Source organism: Bosea sp. RAC05, from assembly GCF_001713455.1.
Taxonomy (GTDB): Bacteria; Pseudomonadota; Alphaproteobacteria; order Rhizobiales; family Beijerinckiaceae; genus Allobosea.
Genome location: NZ_CP016463.1, coordinates 398,598 through 417,797, shown reverse-complemented (window position 1 = coordinate 417,797; position 19,200 = coordinate 398,598). Strand labels below are relative to the sequence as shown.

The window sequence follows — 19,200 nt, the reverse complement described above, 5'->3', positions numbered from 1 at the left end:
GACGGACCAATCATACGTGAACTGGCGAAAGACGGAAACGGCGGCAATCCCCAGTTTAACTGGATTGAGACTTCGCTCCTTGTTGATTGGCCCGATTGCCCCGAATACCCTTCACCGAACTCCTCGAATCGGCGGCATCGATCCTTGTTCTCCTTCTTTCGTGAACGGCGTGCGCGGACCATCGTGCAACAGGTGAATACCGACTTGGTCAGAGGGCTCCAGGATCTGTCTCCTGTGGACCGTGCCGCCGTACTGTCACTGGTCAACGCGCTGATCGATCTGGCCGCCGACAAGTGGGGGCCAGGCGTCGCTGTGAAACCTGCTGGTATCAAGCGCGACGTCGCGGCCGACATCGTCGCCAAGCTTGCATCCAGTCACTCCCGCGTCCTCACCGAACGGCTTGAGCCGGTCCAGAAACGCGGGATGAAAGACATGACCTACGCTCAGGCCATGCGGCAGATCCGTGCCTACGAGGTGGTGATTGCCACCCTGGGCGTCTGTCTGTCCGAAGGGCCCAAGGATGCCGTCATGCAGGCGTGGAAGCTGCTTTGGGCTTCGCGCGCCCACGCAGGTGAGGCCGCCGCCTCGATGATGCGCTTCGGCACCCACGCCGGCATCGATCCGCTGCCGTTGTCACGCCGCCTTCGCGGTCCGATCAAGTCGGCCGACGTCGAGAGGCTCGCCTCGACCCTGCCAACCTTCCTGATGCGCAAGAAGAGCAACCCGGTCGCAAAACCGCCGGCGAGAACGGCAGTGAAGGCTGCCCGATGAGACTGTTCCGTACGGTCTTCGGGCTTACCGTTCTCGCTGCAGCCGGCGTCGCCCTGGCAGGCTTTTCGGTGGTGCTGGCCGTCGTGTCCGATTACGGCCGCGATCTACCCGACTATCGAGCCTTGTCCACCTATGTCCCGAAGACCGGGTCCGAGATCCGCGCATCTGACGGTTCGCTGCTGGGCCGCCGGGCGGAGCAGCGTCGCGTCTTCGTGCCATATGCCAAGATCCCCAAGCTCGTGGTCCAGGCCTTCGTCTCGGCCGAGGACCGCAACTACTTCAGTCATGATGGCATTGACCCGTTGGCCATCGCGCGCGCCGCCATCGGCAATGCGACCGGGGCCCATTCGTCCGGCGGCTCGACCATCACACAGCAGGTCGCCAAAAACCTGCTTGTCGGCAACGAGAAATCGATATCCCGCAAGATCCGCGAGGCGTTGCTCGCCCAGCGGATGGACCGCGCCCTGGGCAAGGAGCGTATCCTCGAAATCTATCTAAACGAGATCTACCTCGGTCTGGGTGCCTACGGCGTGGCCGAAGCGGCTCAGACCTATTTCGGCAAGACTCTGGATCAGCTTCAGCTCTCCGAGGCGGCCCTGCTCGCCGGCATGCCCAAGGCACCCAGCGCGTTCAACCCGACCCGGAATGGCGGCCGTGCCATCGAGCGGCGCAACTACGTGCTTCGTCGGATGGCCGAGGACGGTGCGGTCAGACAGGATGTCGTGGCGGCATGGGCTGCCGAGCCCATTCGTCTCGCAGAGCGCAAGTCGCGCGAAAATGCGATGGATACACAGGAGGGCTGGTTCCAGGAGCTGGCCTGGAAGCAGGCTGTCCAGGATCTGCCTGCCGATATCCAGTCGAGGCAGGACATCGTCATCACCTCGACGCTGAATCCGGCTGTGCAGCAGGCCGCCGACGACGCGCTGAAGGCCGGGATCCGTCGTGCTGATCAGAGCCTTGGATGGCGCGGGCCACTGGCCCGTGTGAGCCTTCCCATCGACTGGAGCAACCCCAGGCTCGACCCGCCGGCGGGCAGTGCCGATTTTTCTCTCGGAGTGGTCGAGAGCGTCGCTTCCGATGCCGTCGTCGCGATCGGCGCCAAAGAGCGTGTCAGGCTGGGTAGCGATGGCGTGCGTTGGACCGGACGCCGGCTTTCGGACGTCGTTCGGCCCGGCGATGTCATCCTTCTCGATCTGCTCGGCGATCGTCCGCAGCTCGCGCAGATGCCCGAAGTCGACGGCGCACTGGTCGCGCTCGATCCCCGCACCGGGGACGTGCTGGCATTGGTGGGCGGGTTTTCGCGCGAGCGATCCCAATTCGACCGAGCGACCCAGGCGCATCGCCAGGCTGGATCTTCGTTCAAGCCGATCCTGTATTCGGCCGCTCTGGAGATCGGCTATGACGCCACGTCCCCGATCCTCGACGCACCGATCGTCATCGAGCAGGGACCAGGCAAGGAAGACTGGCGCCCGGCCGATTCAGCAGGAGCCGGCAAGGGCGGTCTGGTCACGCTTCGCAGGGCTGTCGAGCAATCGCGCAACACGGCCGCGGCGAGAACGGCATGGACGGTGGGACTGCCCGATCTTGAGGACATGGCACGCCGTCTCGGGATCACCGGCAGCATGACGAATGCGGCTGCTCTTGGTGCCATGGAGGTCACGCCGCTTCAGATGGCGACGGCGTTCGCGGCATTTGCCAACACCGGCAAGGTCGCGCGGCCGCGCTTCGTCAGTCAGGTTCGCAGTCGCGATGGTGCACTGCTGCGCGCTATCGAGCCTGACGTCACGCAGGCGATGGACCCTATCGCAGCGGCCCAAATGGCCTCGATCCTCAAGGGCGTCGTCGATCGTGGGACTGCTCGCCAGGCTTTCGCCGGCTTTACGCATCCGTTCGCGGGCAAGACCGGAACCACCAACGCAGCGCGCGATGCCTGGTTTGTGGGGTTCTCCGGTGACGTCTCCGTAGCGGTCTGGATCGGTCGGGACGACAACAAGGCACTGTTCGATGGAGCGGCCGGCGGCAAGGTTGCCGCGCCCGTCATGCGTGACTTCCTCGACCGGGCGGCCGGTGCTTTCCGCTATCCCGAACTCATCAAGCCGGTAGGTCTCGTCAGCATCACGGTCGATCCCAACACCGGGCTGCCCGCGCGCAACGGTCAGGTCGAACTCGTGCGCCAGGACTCGCCTCTCGTTACCACCACGCCAATTGAGCCGGAGATGCGAGCAGGGGCATCCCGCCGCTCGCGCATGCCGCCAGCCGAGCCGGCGCCCCCTGCCGATTATCTGCCCGAGGAAGACTGAGATGAGCCAGGAACACGACGAGGAACAGTTCGATCCGGCATCTCATGTCGAGATTGCCAACATCGACATGGACGAGCTGCACGGCATGAGCGAGGCCGAGATGAGGGCCTATTTCCTCAAGCTCGCGCGCAGTGCCAAGCCGGGCCAGCTTTCGGAGTTCCTCTACGGGCTGACCGGCAACGGGGACGAAACTCCCGAGGAGATGCATGTCGACTACGTCGAGCGAAGGATGGCCACGATCCGAGGCCTGAATAAGGTGCGCGTCGCCTTCGATGATGTGCTCTCACGCCTCGAGGGAGAGACCGATGGGTCGCGATGAGCCCGTCCGTGTTTTCGAAGACGAGGTCGTCGAGACCAGGAAGCGGACGATCCATGTCTTCGAGGAGCTGACGGCGCGCGTGAGCGCCTGGCACGCTGGCCGGCATATCACCGACTTCACGGCCTTCACCCATCTGCCGACAGCCATCACCGAGGCCGAGGAGATCTGCGAGCGCTACAGCATCAACAAACGGTCATCGCTGCATGTCCGGGTGGATGTCGAGCAGAGACGTGTCTTCAAGGTTCGCGATCCGTCCGACCGGTTCGAGGGCTATCTCCCCCAATCACCGCGGCCTGACGAAATCATCATGCGCCGGCATGTCTGGGACAGCCACAAGGGCATCTTGCACGCGCGCCGTGTCGAGGCCGATGTGGAGCTGTTCATGCCTTTTGGCGTGAAAGCCGCCGATGATCCTGGTGATCAGATCGTTCAGATCCTGGCGACGGTGCAACCTCGCATGGGACCCAAATGGCCGTTTTTCTACGAAGGGCTGGGGCTGGGTGAAATCCGCTCGACCTTTATCGAGCGCCGCGATGCGGGTCCTCCCAAGGGTGATCCCGATCGTCTGAGCAAGTCGATGGATCGCTGGGGCGAGCTTGCGATCAAGGGACGCTTGAGCCTGGAAATCCCTGATCATGTGAAGGCAGCCGAGGTGCAGTCGCATCTCAAGGAGATCGACATGTCCATCCTTCTGGATCGAACTTTCCTCGGCGGAGTCGTCAACCGGATGTGCATCTATAGCGGTACGCCCACCCTGCGCTTTCGCGTGACTTATCCGGCTGCGCTCGACGGTCAGGTCGTCGTTCCCGCTCTGGAGCTCATGTCGTGAGCCCGCCCCTTCCCAGCCGCGTCCTGCGACCTGACTTCCTCTTCCTCGACATGGAGGCCTCGTCTCTTGAGGGTGGCTTCCCGATCGAGATCGGTGTCTGCGATGACGCACTGCAGGCCCATAGCTGGCTGATCCAGCCGCACCCCTCTTGGCAGGACCTGGAGTGGAACGACGTGTCCCAGCAGATCCACGGCATCAGCCAGGCCAAGTTGATCGCCGACGGCCTCCCTGTCGACGCGGTCCTGCTGGAAATGAGCAAGATCGTCTCGCCTGGACATGCGATGCACTCCGACAACCCCACCTATGATGCCCGCTGGCTTCAGCAGCTCTGCTGTGCCGGCCGGCGCTGGGTAACCCAGGAGATCAACCCTTTCCTGCAGGCGAGCTTCGACGTTCTGGAAGGCAATCAATGGGCCGACGTCATCGAGCACCGTCTTGAGCGCTCGCAGGAACTCGCTCGCCTCTATTGGCCTCACATTCATCGTGCGGGGCCCGACGCGAAGAGCATGGCCGCTGTGTTCCGGATGCTCGTCGACGAGGACTATTTTGAAGAGGTCGAGCGGTACGATCGCGAGATGAAGGGGAAGCCTTCAGCCATCGGTCTACGCGCGTGAGATTTCGGACGAAACCCAACCCCGGAGCACGCATCGACCCAGGCCTGCTGTTCCTGGGGTCTATACTGTCGTCGCCTGGGCACGGCCACCCGGTCGAGATCGCCGTCTGCGACGACCGGTTGAAGGTGACCTCTTGGACAGTAGCACCCCACCGGGACTGGTCTGCACGGTTTGCTGAGGCGCCGGCCATGGCGGATGCGCCGGGAGGTGCATCTACCGTTGTCGAAGCCGGGATGGTCGCCGCGGCGCTCCACGAGCACTTGGCTGGGGCAACGATGGTCTGCTCCACCGACTTCGTCACCGATGCCTGCGCGCTGCAGCTGCTCTATCATGCCACAGGCATCTCCTGCGGCACTGATCTCTTCGATGATGCGGTCGCGTTCGACGGTCGCCCCGAGATGGAGCGGCCGGGCATGATGAACCGCTACCAGATCGCGGCCGCTCTCAGTCAGCGTCACTGGGGATGCGACGGGACGCTGATCGGCAGGATCCAGGCGCGAGCTGCAGCCAGACGACTTCTGGTCGACGACGTGTTCTTCGAAAGCCTGGCGACTTACGACGCCGGGCTTTCCTGAAGCCCTTCACATCGCCGGTGCTGGCATGTCGAAATCGAGCTCCGCCTGAGGGGCAGAGGCGACGGTCGGCATTGCGGCCGCAGGCTTGGCGGGGCGGCCGGCGGCGATGCCCGTGATCTCTTCGAGCGACTTTGCGACCCCGCCGCGCGGCATCATCATGGTCCGGCCGATGGCCTGTTCCATGTCGACGTACTTCTGGTAGAGGTCCGGGCTGAGGCGCGCCGCCGTCCGGAGGTCCTCGTCGGACGCCATGATGCAGAAGCGGCACGAGAGGCGCGACATGCCCCTCGCATAGGCCGGGTGCGGCGTCTGGCCGGCGTCCTCGATCACCTTCCAGACTTGGTCGATCGTGTAGTGATGGATCGGGAGCCAGTCGTACCACTCGCGGCCGGCGATGCTGTTGCCCTCATTGGCCTTGAACACCTTCTGCTTGGCGCGGTTGGCGCTCTCCTGGGCTCGGAGACCCATGCAGTTGACGATGCGGCCCTCGAATTCGGGATGGGCCTTGAGATAGCGACGGATTTCGCGCTCGATCGGGCCACGCTTCAGATCCGATGTGCACTGCCGCTGCTGCGGAGACGGAAACATGCCGCGCTTCTCGACCATTTCGAGGAACGTCTTGTTCTCGTTCTTGCAGACCAGAAGGGGGTGGTCGTCGATGGTCGCCTTGATGTGCGAAATGACGCCGTCCCACTCGACCTCGCCGAGATTGGCGTGGATGACGAGGATCTGGCGGGCTGGCACCCGGCTCTTGACCACGTGATACATGGCCTGGGAGTCCTTGCCTCCGCTGTGATTGATGACGAACAGCGCGCCGGCATCGATCAGCTCTTGGATTTTCTGTTCGATCATCATCAACTCCATGGATCTTTCCACGAAGCGTAATGCTGATTCTTGCAAGGCAGATGGACTTCCGGTCGCCGCCTGATCCGGATAGGGCGATGGTCTATTCGATACCGACGATGTACGCCCTCTCCACGACCTTTGGCACCAGGATCTCGTACTTCCAGACGCGGTCCACGCGCGCGGCATTCATGATCGCCTTTGCGTCGAACTCCGGTTCGAACACCTCCCAGTCGATCTTCGCGAAGGCCCGGCCGACCGAATAGGTGTCGGTGTTGCGGTGGTTGGCCGGCCCAAGCGCGAGCCTGACACCTCGCTTCAGCAGGATGCTCGGATCGATATGAAGCGTGCGCGGCCTACGGCGTCGTTGCTCTGGGTGCGCAGGCATCACTCTGCTGGGGAAGAACCCGAGGAAGACGTAATCGGTCAGCATGGCCCGCTCGTCGAGTTCCTGTGTCAGGGGACTGCCTCCTGGCAATGCCGCTGATACGTCCCTCAACCGCGCCTCATCGCGGGACAATAGACCGTGCTGGTCGACCGATTCGAGATTGGCCTGGTCGGTGACGTGAAACAGAACGCCCCCGAGGTGCTGCCGAACGATCTCTGCCAGTCGCTGTTCGGGACCCATCTGGTTCACCCTATCGCGGTGCCGCGATGAGATCGAAGGACAGACCAAACCGAGCGAGGTACTTGCGCAGCCGGTCGGCATCGTTGCCTGACGACTTCTGGGTCCGCGAGACATTGAAGAGCTCTCTGCCGGCTTCGCTCAGGGAACGCGACCTGCGGCAGACGTCGATGACGTTGGCGATCTGCCCCTGATCGAATGCGTCGATGGCAGACAGACGCTCTCCAAGGAGTTCCTGGAGGTGTTCCGCGGCGCTGCTATGCAACGTGCTCCACTGGCGGCGAAGCCTCGCAATCTCGGCTCGGGCGGTCTGTTCGTCGATGCGAGAATTCGGGGCCAGTGTGGCCATGCGGGTCACCGACGCCGAGAGGTCTCGGAAGTTGGCGCTCCAGGTTGCTTCGGGCGATTGGGCAAATGCCAGGTAGATGGCACGAGCCTCCCGGTTGAAGGTCGCCTTGCGTCCCTCTCGCTGCGTGAAGCGCGCAAGCTCGTATTCGAGATTGGGCTCGATATCCTCGCGGCGATCGCGCAGTGCCGGAAGCTCGAACGTCCACAGGTTCAGCCGCGCCAGCAGGTCCTCGCGGAATCGTCCCTGCTTCACGTCGATCTGCAGATCACGGTTCGTCCCGGCGATCAGCTGGAAATCCGACGTCGCGTCCTTGTCTGCCCCGACCGGCAAGAAGCTCTTCTCCTCGATCGCACGCAGGCACATGGCCTGCTCGTCCAGTCCAAGCTCGCCAATCTCGTCGAGGAAGAGGATGCCCTTGTCGGCCGATCGCATAAGCCCTGCCCGACCAGCAAGGGCACCGGTGTAGGCACCCTTCACATGGCCAAAGAGCGTCGACATCGCCTGATCGCCTCGCAGAGTTGCGCAGTTGACCTCGACGAAGGCCCCGGACACCTGGCGCTGCGCCTTCTTGAGCTCGTAAATGCGCTTGGCCAGATGCGACTTCCCCGCCCCCGTCTGACCCATCAGAAGAACGGGAGCGCGCGAGCGGATGGCGACCTGCTCGATTTCATCGATCATCGCATTGAAGGCGCGGTTGCGCGTCGCGATGCCCGATTTAAGAAACGAGGCAGCCTCATTCCGCTCGGCCGCGAACCGGGTTGCGATGGCATCATAGCGGGAGAGATCGAGGTCGATGATCGAGTGCGTTCCGATCGATCCTTCCTCGCCGTCGCGCTTCTTGGCGGGCGACAGCTGCAGCAGCTCAGCCGGGACGAACCGGGCCTCGGTCAGCAGGAACCAGCAGATCTGGTGCACATGCGTGCCGGTGGTGATGTTGACCAGATAGCGCTCGCGCTCGTGGTCGAACTCATAGGACTCCGCAAAGGCACGCAGGCCCTCATAGACCTCGCTGAAGTCCCATGGGTTCTTGATGGTCAGGAGATGGCGCCGAACCTCCGTCGCGGGCGAAACCTCCGCGATATCCGCGCAGACCTGGGCATAGGTTCCGTCGGAATGCCGGTCGGTCAAAAGCTCCAGCCGATCGATGAAAAGGCCAGGCTGCTGGCATAGCGAAACCGTCGGACGCCACTTCCCCCAGCGTGTGCTCTTAGAACCGCTGTCGAGGGTCGATCCGAGAATGCCGATGGCAACTGTCCGACGCATGATGCCTTTATCCCAAAATCTAAATCGCGATCTCTCCGTATCTGCTTTCGGACGCCCCGTCTACAGCGGCCATGCATTCATCCGGGCGGATCGGTTTTTTATTCCTTACTGATCTCAACGCCTTGCCGCTCTGCAACGCTCTAAATCCAACGCCTCGGTGCCAGCTGGCACAGGCTTTGGAACTCATTCCTCGTCACTGGCGAGGAATGAGGCAGCCGACGCGCTCCTAATCCATCGCCTCCCATCAGCGACGACCAGCCTTCGGGCTGGAACTCACACCCAGTCTGAGCGGCAGCCCCGCTCGGAAGGCGAGGACTCATGCCTATCGTCATCAGCGGACAGGATCTCATCAACGCCGGCCATATCCAGGGCCGGTGGTTCAAGCCGGCACTCCAGGAGGCCAATGCCATCCTGGAGGCGGGAGCGACTTTCGAGGAGGCGCTGGCTCTGGCCGGCACTCACGCTCCGCCTCCAGTTCTCGCACTGCGTCAGGAGCCCCTGCCCTATCATGCCAATATCGAGATCGAGGCGCCCGAGGAGGCGGTCAACGTCGCTTCAGTCCATGCCACGATGGCCGAACTCATGAAGACGCCCGTGGTGCGTTCTGGCGCTGTCATGCCCGATGCATGTCCCGCTGGTCCGCTCGGAACGATCCCTGTCGGTGGCGTTGTTGCCTCGGATGCGATCCATCCGGGAATGCACTCGGCCGACATCTGCTGCTCGATGACGATCTCGGTCTTCCCCGGGGTCTCGCCGGCGGCTTTGCTGGATGCCGTCGGCGCCATCACGCATTTCGGTCCGGGCGGTCGGCCGCGCGGTCAGCAGTTGCGTCCCGGCGCCGAGCTGCTCGCGCGCTTCGAGGGGAACTCATTCCTGGCCGATCTGATCAGCCCGGCCATCGAGCACTTCGGCACGCAGGGCGACGGCAATCACTTCGCATTCGTCGGCCAGCTCAAGTCCTCAGGGGAAACGGCACTCGTCACCCATCATGGGTCGCGCGCGCCGGGAGCGCGCCTTTACAGCAAGGGCATGAAGGTGGCCGATATGTTCCGTCGTCAGCTCTCGCCCGAGACGCTGCAGCAGAACGGCTGGATCCCGGCCGAGACGGGCGAGGGCGAGCGCTACTGGGAAGCGCTGCAGATTGTTCGCGCCTGGACCAAGGCATCGCACGAGGTCATCCACGATCTCGCCGCGGCCCGTCTGTCGGCAAAGGTCAGCGATCGGTTCTGGAACGAGCACAACTTCGTTTTCCGCCGCAGTGATGGGCTGTTCTACCATGCGAAGGGAGCAACGCCTGCTTTCGATGGCTGGGCGGACGATGCAACCACGCTGACGCTGATCCCGCTCAACATGGCTCAGCCGGTGCTGATCGCTCGCGGCCGCAATGCCGATCATGGGCTTGGCTTTGCCCCTCACGGGGCCGGGCGCAACTTCTCTCGCACGCAGCACAAGCGCATGCAGGGTGAGCGTACCGTCGAGGAGATCTTCGCCTCCGAGACGGCCGGGCTCGACATCCGCTCATTCTGTGGCAAGCCCGATATCAGCGAGCTGCCGAGCGCCTACAAGAACGCGGCGTCGGTGCGCCGTCAGATCGAGAGCTTCGGGCTGGCGGAGATCGTCGACGAGGTCTTGCCCTACGGCTCAATCATGGCCGGTGATTGGGAGGTCGATGCACCGTGGCGCAAGCGGAAGCGGTCGGCATAGGGCACCACCTGAGAGGCGCGGTAGGCCTTGGCGGCTATGCCGCGCCTTGAACACTCGCAGTCGGCCCACCGTCCACGTGATCGGGCGCAACGCCGCCTGCGCCGCTTACAGAGCCGGCTTCAGCGACTATGAGGCTCGGACCGCGCCCGGCTTCAGCCGTACGCCAGAGAGGTCTGGCGCAGCTCGTGCGATCGTCTTACGCCCGCGGCATAGACCGCTGCCATGTCGTCCTTCCAGTAGCGAACGACCTGACGCTCCAGATCGGTGCGGCGAACGTAGCGGCGCACCGTCTGCATGTCGTGGTCGGTCTCGATCGCCGGGCCGTCGTAACCGTACATCGCGTCGAACGCGAAACCCTCCTCGATCTCGATCCAGGTATGCCCGTTGAAACCGCCATCCGCTTCCATCGGGTTCATGTCGACATAGAGAAGCCCGCGATCGCGATCTGCGCCGGCCAACCCCCAGCCCCCGCGGATCGCGAGTGCGAAGTCGTCTTTTACGCCTTCGGGCCAGTACAAGGCCCCCACGCGGATCTTCGACAGCTTCAGCCCGAGCAAGCCCGCGGCTGCCGCCTGGATCAGGATGCAGAGCGTGTCGATCTGAAGATCAGGGCGACGCTCTGTGACGATCTCTCGGGCAATCGTGCCCGCTCTCGATGGATCGACCTCGAAGCTCATTTCGATGTGCCCGCGGCTGTCGACCGGACGGCGTGATCCCTGCGCCAGAGTTGCCGTCGAAGACCGTCTCCAATCTCCTCCTCGGAGTGAAAGACGTAGCCGTGGTCGGCCCAGTCGGGGAAGAACCGGTCACAGCCGTGCGTGCCCGGGATCCGGGTGAGAACGAGGACATCGCCGATACCGATAGCGGCGTCGTACAACACGCTGCCACCACAGATGTAGGCCTCGTCCGCACCTGCAGTCCGAACGATGTCGATCGCCTTTTCGAGGGAGGCGCTGGAGAAGACGCTGGCCGGCAAGTCCATTTCGCTCCGGCTCAGGACGATAATCTGCCGACCAGGCAGCGGCCGTCCGATCGATTGCCACGTCGCCCGCCCCATGATCAGCCAGCCGCGCAGGGTCGTCTCGCGGAACGAGCGCATGTCGGCCGAATGATGCCATGCCAGATCGCCGTCTCGGCCGATCCCGCGCTCATCATCGATCGCTGCGACAAGAATGAGCTTCATCAGGACTTCCAACGCTGCGCGAACTTGAAGGCGACCGGTAGAGCGTACACCGCCAAAATGAAGCCGAGGACGCCCGCCGCCGCAAGCGGCCGCCGGCTATCGATGAGATCGCGCGCTATGAACGCGCTGATCAAATTCACCGGCATCGAGAACAGCACGCCGAGCGGCACGATGAGGCCGGCAGCCCAGCTCTCGACGATCGCTGCCGCAACACAGCAGATGACCGTGGAGAGTGCCATCTGGCCGGCAAGGATCCATCCGAAGGTTAGCCTCGCGAAGGGCACCCTCTCGTCCGACAGATGGGCGGGATTGGTCATGTTCAGACCGCGACCTTCATCGGGATCGCGGGATGAGGGTCATAGCCCTCAATGGCAATGTCCTCGAAGCGGAAGGCGAACAGGTCGGTCACGTCGGGATTGAGCTTCAGCCGGGGCATCGGGCGAGGTTCGCGCTCCAGCTGTGTCCTGATGGCATCGACGTGGTTGCTGTAGATGTGAGCGTCCCCGATCGAGTGGATGAACTCGCCTGGCTCGCGGCCGACGCTTTGAGCCATCATCGCCAGCAACAAGGCGTAGCTCGCGATGTTGAAAGGGCAGCCGAGCCCATGATCCATCGAGCGCTGGGTCAGCATCAGGTGAACACGATCATCGGAGGTCGTGAAGAACTGGATCATGCAGTGACAGGGACTCAGCGCCATCGCGTCGAGGTCCGCAGGGTTCCACGCCGTCACGATGATCCGCCTCGAGGCGGGGTCGCGCCTCAGCAAGTCGACGGCATTGGCCATCTGGTCGATGACGCGCCCGTCCGGAGCCTGGAAAGCACGCCACTGACGACCATACACGGGTCCAAGATCGAGGTTCTCGTCGGCCCATTCATCCCAGATCGTGACGCCGTTCTCCTTGAGGTAGGCGATATTGGTGTCGCCGCGCAGAAACCACAGCAGTTCATGGATCACCGACCTGGTGTGGATCTTCTTGGTCGTCAGCAGGGGGAAGCCGTCAGCCAGGTCGAAACGCATCATCGCGCCGAAAATTGCGCGGGTTCCTACGCCGGTCCGGTCCATCCGGTCGTCACCCGTTTCGAGGATCCGTCGAGCCAACCCCGCGTACTGAACGTCGACATGCTGATCGCCGATGGCGTTGGTCCGTGTCACGATTCGTCTCCTCGATAATGGCCGAGAGGATTGTCGCCATCCTCAAAAACCACAATCCTTGTAGCTACCCTCATCCCCGCATATCGTTCTTTGAACGAACCTTGCCGTGAGAATCGATATGCAGCGTCACCTCAAGCGTCTGAAGAAGCTCCTGGCTGCCGCGTGCGAGTCCGTTTCGATCCAGGGCGAGATCCAGTGGGACGCCGCGTCGTCGACATTCGGGATCCCAGGGAGCGGCGTCGAGATCGCTGTCGAAACCCGAGACTCCGGCTTCGGGTGGAGGGTTCGTGAGATCTATGAGGTGCCAGACCTTCGCGATGGCGGGCACAGGCCCGTCGAGGACGTCATTGCTCGCCTTATGCCGGGTGACGAAGTCGAAGCGACACGCCTTGCCGTCCTGAGGGCCGTGTCGCGGCGCCTCGATATTGCCCTCGATGCTGCGGCCTGACCGGCTGGCGTACGGATCAGATGCCCGGTCCGAACGTTCGTCCTGGATCGGAAGGGTCAGTGTTCGAGTTGTCGTTTTCGACTCGGCCCGGCATCTTCCATGACCAACTCGGAGAACGGCCATGGCGACGGCACTTCAGGCACGCGCATTGAAGCTTGATGAAGGGACGATCCGTCGTCTTTCGGCCGGGCTGGTGAACGCGACTGCTCTGGTTCGCCCCTCGTCGCGCTCACCCTTCGACGATTTCGGCGTGATTGCCGGGCGCAACCTCGCTCCGACGCGTCGGCCGACCACCGAGATCGGCTTCACCATCCAGGAAGCCCGCGAGCGCATCGCCGATTTCATCGAGAACCGCTTCAACGCGAAGACGCTCGCGGATCTGATGCTGTTCCTGCGCGACCACTTGCTGCGCATCGAGTCGCGCCGGCAGCCGGACGGGCGTAGCGCCAACTACCTCGTCGACGTCGCAACCAAACAGAGCGTGCTCGCTGCCTCCGTCGATCGGCGTCTGGCTCGCCCTGGTCTGGCTCGCATGTTCGGCCGCACGCTCGATGCCGAAGCCGAGGCAAAGCTGCGCGATTCCCTGGAGACCCCGGAGCAGACCGAAGCCCGGCGCCTGCGCTCCTTCAACATGGCCCGACTGCGCGGTCGTGTGGGAGATCCGCATGCTCCGCCGTTCGGAAACTGGGAAGATATGCGCTTCTCGGCGCCGTCGATGTTCCGCGGCCGAGAGATGACGGTTCAGGGTGGCGAGGTCTGGGTCGGCTATCAGCTGGCGCTCGCCTCCGAGGATCCGGCCGAGAACTTGGCCATGCTGCGCAGGCTCAAGGCCGAAGGTCACAAGTTCATCGTGCCCGCCAAGACGCTGGCGGATGCCAAGGCTGGCGTCTTCGTCGCCGGCATGCCGATCGTGGCAGCCGAGGGTGCGGTGCGTGGGAAGCTCATCGCGCCCTCCTTGAGCTTCAAGAAGCTCAGCCAGGCATTCGGCGAAAGCCCCTTCGCCTACTTCGAGGAGATGGCTCGGCGCAAGAATGCCCGCGCTCCCAAGGCCAACAAGGTCATCGATCTGGCCGAGTTCCGCAGCCGGTTCCAGCGCGTCGAGCGCAACGATCCGATCATGGCGACATCGACGATGCGCCCGGATGTGGTGCGCCAGGTTCTGATCCGTGTCGGGGAGGAGAGGCTCACCGTCGTCGACCCCCATACAGGTGCGGAGCGCGCGTTCGATCCGGCAACGATGGATGCAGGCCGCTATCAGAAGGAAGATGGGTTCGGTCTGCCTTGCGGCTTTGTCGAGATCGACGCCTATGGCGGCTTCGCCCATCTCGACGAGCAGGAGCGCTACCACAACGCCTATGGGCCCGCCATCGTGCCTCCGAAGGCCAGCAACGAGCGCCAGCGCTACGCTGTCGATGGGGTGTTCATGACCCGAGCCGAATTCGCTGACCGGTCGATGGCCGATCGTGTCTCGGTGCGTCGCGAGCCTGAGCCGGAACCCGAAGTGCAGTCCAACCTGCCGCGGCCAAAGCCCGGCTTCAGGCTGTAATCCGCCGACGGGGCTGCTGGCCCCCGGTATGGCGCATCGAGGCGCCGATGCGGACTTCGCCGATGGCCCGCTCGGCTGCCTTACCCTCGCAGAATGGGTCGCTGGCGCGCATGTCGCCAGGATCGCTGAGCCTGGCTGCAGGGGTATCCCAGAGCGAGGCAATGGCAGCGACAGCTTCCGATCGTTCCGCGGCCGCCCTCGCCTGTTCCTGAAGTCGCGACGTCGAGGCCTTGGCCAGCCCGATCGCACAGGCCACAAAGCTCTCCTTGTCGAGGATTTCAGGCGCCATTGCGAGAGCTGCAGTCGCCTGCATTTCGGTCAAACCGAGCTCCAGCGCGAAGGCATTGAGCTGGACAGCCAAGTCTTTCCCGGCGGGGTCGAGGATCGAAAGAATGTGGTTTAGTGCGTCCATGACGCATTCATAGCAACTCGACGGATTGAGGCGAGTCCTGAAGCTTCACCCATCGGACTTGTCCACAGGATCGGATTCGCAGTCCTTCGCTGAGAAGGAAGCTCAGAACTCTCCGGCAAAGAACGCAGGCTCTTCCAACTTCGCTGGCGCGATGGGGCGGGTGCGCTCGATGAGCTTCCACTCACGGGCGGTTTTCATCAGCTTCTCGCCATCCAGGCCCATGAAGGTCACGTAGAGGTCGATGACCTGGAAGATGAACCGCTCACCGTGGGGAGCCTCGCCGGTCAAAACGTAGTCGAGCGTCGCAATGTGGGCCATCTCATGCAGGATGGTCTGATGCGTCCTGCCCCAGTCGGCCAGGGTGATCGTCCCGGAGGTGGTAGCGAAACAGTGCCCTCCCTGAACGAATGTCAGCTCAGGGACCCGAACACCGAGGTGAAGGGCCACCATCCTGACGAAGTCAGAGCACTCGTCCCTGGACATGATCGCAGCCTGGAGGTGCCGATCGATGTTGGTCCTCTCCCACTCATAGACCCGGCCGACGTTGGCTCGCTCCCACTCATAGGCCTTGTTGAGCGTATGATCGTGCCAGCTGGACAGATTAAGGATTGGTTCTGACACTGTGGCTCTTCCGGTTGGCGCTGGTGCGGCCGATGGAACGGTTAAAACTCGCAGGCGAAGAGAGGTGGCTGCTCCCATTTCGCTGGAGCGACGCACTCGTCTTTCAACACGCCCATCCTCCTCGCCGCATCGGTCAACTGCGTCGGGTTCAGCCCCAGAAAGGTCGCATAGAGGTCGATGACTGTCGCAACGAACCGGTAGTCATGGGGTGGCGTGCCGGCCAGGATGTAGTCGAGGTTCGCGATGTGAGCCATCTCATGCAGGATCGCCTGTTGCGTAGCGCCCCAATCAGCGAGTGTCATTGATCCCGACAGGTCGGCTGCACATAGCGCTCCAGGCCTGAACGTCAGGTCCGGGATCTTGACCCCGAGATGGTGCGAAACTGTGCGGACAAACCGATGGCATTGCTCCCGCGTCAGGACGGCAGGCGCGAGTGGCCGAATGACATGCAGCCGCTCCCACTTGATGACGTCTTTCATCATCCAGTCGCCGCCCCAGTCCGCGTAAGGATCTGGCTCGTCGTGGTCATGCGGGAGCTTTGTCGGCATGGAACAATCCGTCGTGATCGGGCACCGAGCATGACTCAATTCGTGACGCTTTCAAAGGTCCGTGGATAATATCCTTCATTCCTTGCGAAGCAGTCCGATTCGCGGCTAACCATCGGGAATTAGGTCCGATGAATTGGATGCCGCCTTGCTCCCAGCAACCCTCAACGACACGCTTGCAGCCACGACCGGCGTCGAAAGCGCCACGGTTCGTGCCTACATGCGGGTTCTGAGGGAGAACGGCTACCTGTCGAAGCACGGTCGTGGGATCGCAGCAGCCAAGATGAGCGATCGCGACGCATCCGTCTGCCTGACTGCACTGGCCGGTGCGCCTCGCCCGCTCGATGTGCTGCCTCAAGTCAAGCACTTCTCGAAAACCGTCTTCTCCCAGGGCGACAGTGGCGGACTCCTTGGAATGCTCAGCGAGAAGGGAAGCGGCATCGATGCCGTTGCCGATCTCATCCGGCTCTACACGCAAGGCCTCGTCGAGCAGCATTTCGAGACTATCGAGGTCGAGCCCGCCATGCGCCACAGCTCGATGGACGTGGTCTTTCTGACGACGGCGCCCGTTTCAATCCAGTTCCGGATCATCAAGAACGGGCAGCTCTTGGAAGCCCGGATGTATCAGGACCCCTCCGACGACATCACGCCGCCGGATCTGCGATCGTATCGAAGGGTCAGTGGACGCACATTCGACGCCCTGGCGGCGTCGTTCCACGCGACAGTGCGCGAGGACCTCTGAGGAGGCCTAGCGCTTCTTGCCCTTGACCGGGGCGGTGTCGGACGATTTCTCGACTTTCGCAGGCGCTGACCCCGGCCGCGGGCAGGCGGTATCGATGGTCTTCTTGGCGGTGGTGAAGCCGTCGAGCTTGTAGACCTGGATCACGAGGCCATCCTTCCGGAACCACGTCACCCGTGCTTCCTTGCCGGCTTCCAGCGCCGCAACAACCTTCTGCTCGGGCTCGCCTGACCGGACAAAGCCGGCGCCGTTGTAGATCAGCAGCCCGAATTCCTGGCCGTCGATGTCGAGCGTTCCCTCGTTACCGGTGTCGTCGCCGAACCCAGAAACCACCACCACGCCATTGTGGTTGTCGAGCTTGGGGGCGTTCTTGATTGCGATATAGGGCCGCGCAGCCGGCCGCACCGTCACCTCGGCAGCAGGGTCCATGCCGAGCAGCGCGAAGCACTCCCCGTCCTTGGTCCATGTCTCCCAGGCGTGCGCGCCCTGGATGCCTGTGCATGTGGCGGCGATCAGCGCAGCCACTCGTACCAACCTCAACATCAATCGACTCCTTGCCGACGATTCGTATGAATTTCGGACGACTATCCATGCCGCTCGCGAGCCCGTCCATACGCATCTCCTCGATCGCTTCTTTCTTTCATGGATAGCCACCACAATCTGCGCATCAATCGTGTGATCGCGCCCTGGAGAATGTGATGAAGCTCGTTTTGGAGATCGTGAAGTGCCAGAACGGCATCTACGATCAGAAGCGCCCCTACACCGTGCTGGTCGGACGGACCGACAACAGCAAGTGGATCAAGGCATTTGCCTGGGATCAGGTGGGCACCAAGCTCCTGGAGAAGATCGAGGGTCTGCTGCAACCTGACGAGGACGTCGCGGCTCGTCGGATCATGGTCGACTGCGAAGGCTACTGGAGTGCCCGCACCAAGGAGCACAAGGACAAGCCGGCGACTGTCGAGCACAAGTTCATCATCAAGACCTTCACGATCCTCAATGGCCCGTCCCTTGAGGCCGCCCGCATGCGCCTCGACGCCGGCGTTGCGCTGGCCGAGGCCGAGAAGAACCGCCAGAACGATGATCTGCTGTCAGCCTATCGCATGCTGGAGAGCTACGTGGCGTCGATCGCGCGCTGCCCCGCTCCTTCGCAGACCATCGATGCGCCCACTGAAGAGGTCGAGGACGCTCCTGACGAGATCTCCGCCGATGGCCCCGAGGAGGCCGCACAGCGCCGCTTCCGCGAGGCAGATGCAGCGCGCGGCGCAGGCTCTCCTGAAGCGGTCGATCAGGCTGTTCCTGTCGTCAAGCCGGATGCCGAGCCGGTCCAGAGCCTGAGCGAGCCCGAGGGTCTGGCGGACGCAAACGCCGCGATCGAGAGCTCCGCTGCGCCTGTCGACACGGTCTCGAAGGGTGATGCGCCCGAGCAGCTCGACACGGCTGCTGACCACACGGCTCTGGTGGATGAGGATGCCGATCAGACCTTCGGCAACGAGGACGGCGAGCCCGCAGCTGCGGCCGAGGTTTCGGTTGAGGCTACGGTGCCCACCGACGAGCCCAAGGTCGCTGCACCTGTCGAGCGGCCGCTGATGGCTCGCCGGCCTCCCCCGCCCCGCCGCCTGCCGGCCGCATCGCCTGCTCCGGGCATGTGACGATGCTGGTCAGCATTTCACGAGTGACGAAAGACGGGTGCCTTCACGGCGCCCGTTTGTCGTCTGGCCTCGAGGCCGTGGCCACTGATCTTGCAGAGCCTTCGACAGCTGCAGTTGAGGTCGACTGGGAGACTCATTTCGACGGCGGGTCCGTTCTCGACCAACGTATGCTGGTCTACCCCGACGGCCGGCATGCGTTGTTTTCGAGGCTGGCGTCGGTCGAAGCCATCGTCGGGAGCGATGTTGCCTTCTTTGAGGGGACACGGGCTCGCTACGGGCGTGTGGATGTCGTGGACGGGGACAGCCTGCACGTTCTCTTCGATGGAGAGGGTGAACATGACCCCATCTGCCTGCCACTCTCGCATCCAGCACTGCCGGGCAGCATCGTGGCGACCGTTCGTTTCGGCGAGCTTCCTTCGGTCGGCGTCGACATCACCGATGAAGTCCTCGCGCTGCGCCACTCGGATCTGGCGAAGCTGAAGGACATGTCTCTGTCCGGGTCAGGCGATCTGCCTCCTGGGCTGGCTGCGAGGCTCTTCGGCGCGAGTTCTGTCGAAATGGTCGGCGCGATCTCTGCCTTCTTCGGCAGGCTGCCGTCTGCCGGCAACGCAGGCGCACGGGTCGCACGGGAGATCACGGCAGCAGAATTCGAGTGCCGTCGACAGGTTCATTACGGGCTGGCCTTCTCGACGCTCGCGCCGGGCCTCTAGGC

At 63.1% G+C, this 19,200-nt stretch carries 23 protein-coding genes; 12 read left to right on the top strand and 11 right to left on the bottom strand.

Going from position 1 to position 19,200, the window contains the following annotated elements:
* Positions 1-234: 234 nt before the first annotated feature.
* From BSY19_RS02030 to BSY19_RS02005, 6 genes are all read left to right on the top strand, one after another.
* Positions 235-771, top strand: a complete 537-nt coding sequence (locus tag BSY19_RS02030; protein WP_069052644.1) for a hypothetical protein — start codon at positions 235-237, stop codon at positions 769-771.
* Entirely contained in the window at positions 768-3,071 is a 2,304-nt protein-coding gene (locus tag BSY19_RS02025; protein ID WP_069052643.1) for a penicillin-binding protein 1A, read from the top strand. The genes BSY19_RS02030 and BSY19_RS02025 overlap by 4 nt, the downstream gene beginning before the upstream one ends.
* A 1-nt stretch (position 3,072) precedes the next feature.
* The gene (locus BSY19_RS02020; RefSeq protein ID WP_069052642.1) at positions 3,073-3,390 is read left to right on the top strand and encodes a hypothetical protein; all 318 of its coding nucleotides are present in this window, start codon (positions 3,073-3,075) and stop codon (positions 3,388-3,390) included.
* Positions 3,377-4,219, top strand: coding sequence for a hypothetical protein (locus BSY19_RS02015; RefSeq protein ID WP_069052641.1), 843 nt, complete (start codon positions 3,377-3,379; stop codon positions 4,217-4,219). The genes BSY19_RS02020 and BSY19_RS02015 overlap by 14 nt, the downstream gene beginning before the upstream one ends.
* Complete coding sequence (locus BSY19_RS02010) at positions 4,216-4,833, top strand: 3'-5' exonuclease (protein ID WP_069052640.1); 618 nt, start codon at positions 4,216-4,218, stop codon at positions 4,831-4,833. Before BSY19_RS02015 ends, BSY19_RS02010 begins: the two co-directional genes overlap by 4 nt.
* A gap of 188 nt (positions 4,834-5,021) precedes the next feature.
* Positions 5,022-5,408 (top strand): hypothetical protein, encoded by a 387-nt coding sequence (locus tag BSY19_RS02005; protein ID WP_150129407.1) that lies wholly within the window; start codon positions 5,022-5,024, stop codon positions 5,406-5,408.
* A 6-nt stretch (positions 5,409-5,414) separates the two neighbouring features.
* On the opposite strand, the gene BSY19_RS02000 is transcribed toward BSY19_RS02005, so the two are convergent.
* From BSY19_RS02000 to rtcR, 3 genes are all read right to left on the bottom strand, one after another.
* Complete coding sequence (locus BSY19_RS02000; RefSeq protein ID WP_083247367.1) at positions 5,415-6,260, bottom strand: phosphoadenosine phosphosulfate reductase domain-containing protein; 846 nt, start codon at positions 6,258-6,260, stop codon at positions 5,415-5,417.
* Between the two features lie 94 nt (positions 6,261-6,354).
* On the bottom strand, positions 6,355-6,879 hold the full coding sequence (locus BSY19_RS01995) for a DarT ssDNA thymidine ADP-ribosyltransferase family protein (protein ID WP_069052637.1): 525 nt from the start codon (positions 6,877-6,879) through the stop codon (positions 6,355-6,357).
* Between the two features lie 10 nt (positions 6,880-6,889).
* A complete protein-coding gene (gene rtcR, locus BSY19_RS01990) occupies positions 6,890-8,488 on the bottom strand; it encodes an RNA repair transcriptional activator RtcR (RefSeq protein WP_069052636.1) in 1,599 nt (532 codons plus the stop codon).
* A 318-nt stretch (positions 8,489-8,806) separates the two neighbouring features.
* Between rtcR and BSY19_RS01985 the strand changes: the two genes are divergently transcribed.
* Positions 8,807-10,192: an RtcB family protein gene (locus BSY19_RS01985; protein ID WP_171905061.1), complete on the top strand. Its 1,386-nt coding sequence runs from the start codon at positions 8,807-8,809 to the stop codon at positions 10,190-10,192.
* Positions 10,193-10,344: 152 nt separating this feature from the next.
* Here BSY19_RS01985 and BSY19_RS01980 read toward each other — a convergent pair whose 3' ends face one another.
* The 4 genes from BSY19_RS01980 to BSY19_RS01965 are packed head-to-tail and all read right to left on the bottom strand — an operon-like array spanning position 10,345 to position 12,438.
* On the bottom strand, positions 10,345-10,869 hold the full coding sequence (locus BSY19_RS01980; RefSeq protein WP_069052635.1) for a hypothetical protein: 525 nt from the start codon (positions 10,867-10,869) through the stop codon (positions 10,345-10,347).
* A complete protein-coding gene (locus BSY19_RS01975) occupies positions 10,866-11,375 on the bottom strand; it encodes a dihydrofolate reductase (RefSeq protein ID WP_069052634.1) in 510 nt (169 codons plus the stop codon). Before BSY19_RS01975 ends, BSY19_RS01980 begins: the two co-directional genes overlap by 4 nt.
* Positions 11,375-11,692: a hypothetical protein gene (locus BSY19_RS01970; protein WP_069052633.1), complete on the bottom strand. Its 318-nt coding sequence runs from the start codon at positions 11,690-11,692 to the stop codon at positions 11,375-11,377. Before BSY19_RS01970 ends, BSY19_RS01975 begins: the two co-directional genes overlap by 1 nt.
* Positions 11,693-11,694: 2 nt before the next feature.
* Positions 11,695-12,438 carry a thymidylate synthase gene (locus tag BSY19_RS01965; protein ID WP_069052632.1) on the bottom strand — a complete coding sequence of 248 codons (744 nt, stop codon included), beginning with the start codon at positions 12,436-12,438 and terminating at the stop codon, positions 11,695-11,697.
* A 196-nt stretch (positions 12,439-12,634) separates the two neighbouring features.
* Between BSY19_RS01965 and BSY19_RS01960 the strand changes: the two genes are divergently transcribed.
* Together BSY19_RS01960 and BSY19_RS01955 are read left to right on the top strand one after the other, a co-directional pair.
* Positions 12,635-12,976, top strand: coding sequence for a hypothetical protein (locus tag BSY19_RS01960; RefSeq protein WP_210184366.1), 342 nt, complete (start codon positions 12,635-12,637; stop codon positions 12,974-12,976).
* 121 nt (positions 12,977-13,097) lie between these two features.
* The gene (locus BSY19_RS01955; RefSeq protein WP_150129406.1) at positions 13,098-14,522 is read left to right on the top strand and encodes a hypothetical protein; all 1,425 of its coding nucleotides are present in this window, start codon (positions 13,098-13,100) and stop codon (positions 14,520-14,522) included.
* On the opposite strand, the gene BSY19_RS01950 is transcribed toward BSY19_RS01955, so the two are convergent.
* From BSY19_RS01950 to BSY19_RS01940, 3 genes are all read right to left on the bottom strand, one after another.
* A complete protein-coding gene (locus BSY19_RS01950; RefSeq protein ID WP_069052629.1) occupies positions 14,512-14,934 on the bottom strand; it encodes a hypothetical protein in 423 nt (140 codons plus the stop codon). The genes BSY19_RS01955 and BSY19_RS01950 overlap by 11 nt on opposite strands.
* A 102-nt stretch (positions 14,935-15,036) precedes the next feature.
* Positions 15,037-15,555, bottom strand: a complete 519-nt coding sequence (locus tag BSY19_RS01945; protein ID WP_069052628.1) for a SprT family zinc-dependent metalloprotease — start codon at positions 15,553-15,555, stop codon at positions 15,037-15,039.
* Positions 15,556-15,596: 41 nt separating this feature from the next.
* Positions 15,597-16,103 carry a hypothetical protein gene (locus tag BSY19_RS01940; protein WP_069052627.1) on the bottom strand — a complete coding sequence of 169 codons (507 nt, stop codon included), beginning with the start codon at positions 16,101-16,103 and terminating at the stop codon, positions 15,597-15,599.
* A 145-nt stretch (positions 16,104-16,248) separates the two neighbouring features.
* On the opposite strand from BSY19_RS01940, the gene BSY19_RS01935 reads away from it, so the two are divergent.
* Positions 16,249-16,842, top strand: coding sequence for a hypothetical protein (locus BSY19_RS01935; protein ID WP_069052626.1), 594 nt, complete (start codon positions 16,249-16,251; stop codon positions 16,840-16,842).
* A 6-nt stretch (positions 16,843-16,848) separates the two neighbouring features.
* Here BSY19_RS01935 and BSY19_RS01930 read toward each other — a convergent pair whose 3' ends face one another.
* A complete protein-coding gene (locus BSY19_RS01930) occupies positions 16,849-17,382 on the bottom strand; it encodes a hypothetical protein (RefSeq protein ID WP_150129405.1) in 534 nt (177 codons plus the stop codon).
* Positions 17,383-17,537: 155 nt separating this feature from the next.
* Here BSY19_RS01930 and BSY19_RS01925 point away from each other — a divergent pair, with 155 nt between their 5' ends.
* Together BSY19_RS01925 and BSY19_RS01920 are read left to right on the top strand one after the other, a co-directional pair.
* Positions 17,538-18,488 (top strand): hypothetical protein, encoded by a 951-nt coding sequence (locus tag BSY19_RS01925; protein WP_069052624.1) that lies wholly within the window; start codon positions 17,538-17,540, stop codon positions 18,486-18,488.
* A 2-nt stretch (positions 18,489-18,490) separates the two neighbouring features.
* The gene (locus BSY19_RS01920) at positions 18,491-19,198 is read left to right on the top strand and encodes a hypothetical protein (protein WP_150129404.1); all 708 of its coding nucleotides are present in this window, start codon (positions 18,491-18,493) and stop codon (positions 19,196-19,198) included.
* The last annotated feature ends 2 nt before the right edge of the window (positions 19,199-19,200 follow it).

What these genes read in the sequence shown, in the direction of transcription:
- BSY19_RS01970 (WP_069052633.1), bottom strand. Translation starts at nt 11,692, where the DNA reads ATGACCAATCCCGCCCATCTGTCGGACGAGAGGGTGCCCTTCGCGAGG.
- BSY19_RS02005 (WP_150129407.1), top strand. Translation starts at nt 5,022, where the DNA reads ATGGCGGATGCGCCGGGAGGTGCATCTACCGTTGTCGAAGCCGGGATG.
- BSY19_RS01930 (WP_150129405.1), bottom strand. Translation starts at nt 17,382, where the DNA reads ATGTTGAGGTTGGTACGAGTGGCTGCGCTGATCGCCGCCACATGCACA.
- BSY19_RS01995 (WP_069052637.1), bottom strand. Translation starts at nt 6,879, where the DNA reads ATGGGTCCCGAACAGCGACTGGCAGAGATCGTTCGGCAGCACCTCGGG.
- BSY19_RS01980 (WP_069052635.1), bottom strand. Translation starts at nt 10,869, where the DNA reads ATGAGCTTCGAGGTCGATCCATCGAGAGCGGGCACGATTGCCCGAGAG.
- BSY19_RS02000 (WP_083247367.1), bottom strand. Translation starts at nt 6,260, where the DNA reads ATGATCGAACAGAAAATCCAAGAGCTGATCGATGCCGGCGCGCTGTTC.
- BSY19_RS01955 (WP_150129406.1), top strand. Translation starts at nt 13,098, where the DNA reads ATGGCGACGGCACTTCAGGCACGCGCATTGAAGCTTGATGAAGGGACG.
- BSY19_RS02015 (WP_069052641.1), top strand. Translation starts at nt 3,377, where the DNA reads ATGGGTCGCGATGAGCCCGTCCGTGTTTTCGAAGACGAGGTCGTCGAG.
- BSY19_RS01920 (WP_150129404.1), top strand. Translation starts at nt 18,491, where the DNA reads ATGCTGGTCAGCATTTCACGAGTGACGAAAGACGGGTGCCTTCACGGC.
- BSY19_RS01940 (WP_069052627.1), bottom strand. Translation starts at nt 16,103, where the DNA reads ATGCCGACAAAGCTCCCGCATGACCACGACGAGCCAGATCCTTACGCG.
- BSY19_RS02025 (WP_069052643.1), top strand. Translation starts at nt 768, where the DNA reads ATGAGACTGTTCCGTACGGTCTTCGGGCTTACCGTTCTCGCTGCAGCC.
- BSY19_RS01965 (WP_069052632.1), bottom strand. Translation starts at nt 12,438, where the DNA reads ATGGACCGGACCGGCGTAGGAACCCGCGCAATTTTCGGCGCGATGATG.
- BSY19_RS01975 (WP_069052634.1), bottom strand. Translation starts at nt 11,375, where the DNA reads ATGAAGCTCATTCTTGTCGCAGCGATCGATGATGAGCGCGGGATCGGC.
- rtcR (WP_069052636.1), bottom strand. Translation starts at nt 8,488, where the DNA reads ATGCGTCGGACAGTTGCCATCGGCATTCTCGGATCGACCCTCGACAGC.
- BSY19_RS02020 (WP_069052642.1), top strand. Translation starts at nt 3,073, where the DNA reads ATGAGCCAGGAACACGACGAGGAACAGTTCGATCCGGCATCTCATGTC.
- BSY19_RS01950 (WP_069052629.1), bottom strand. Translation starts at nt 14,934, where the DNA reads ATGGACGCACTAAACCACATTCTTTCGATCCTCGACCCCGCCGGGAAA.
- BSY19_RS01985 (WP_171905061.1), top strand. Translation starts at nt 8,807, where the DNA reads ATGCCTATCGTCATCAGCGGACAGGATCTCATCAACGCCGGCCATATC.
- BSY19_RS01925 (WP_069052624.1), top strand. Translation starts at nt 17,538, where the DNA reads ATGAAGCTCGTTTTGGAGATCGTGAAGTGCCAGAACGGCATCTACGAT.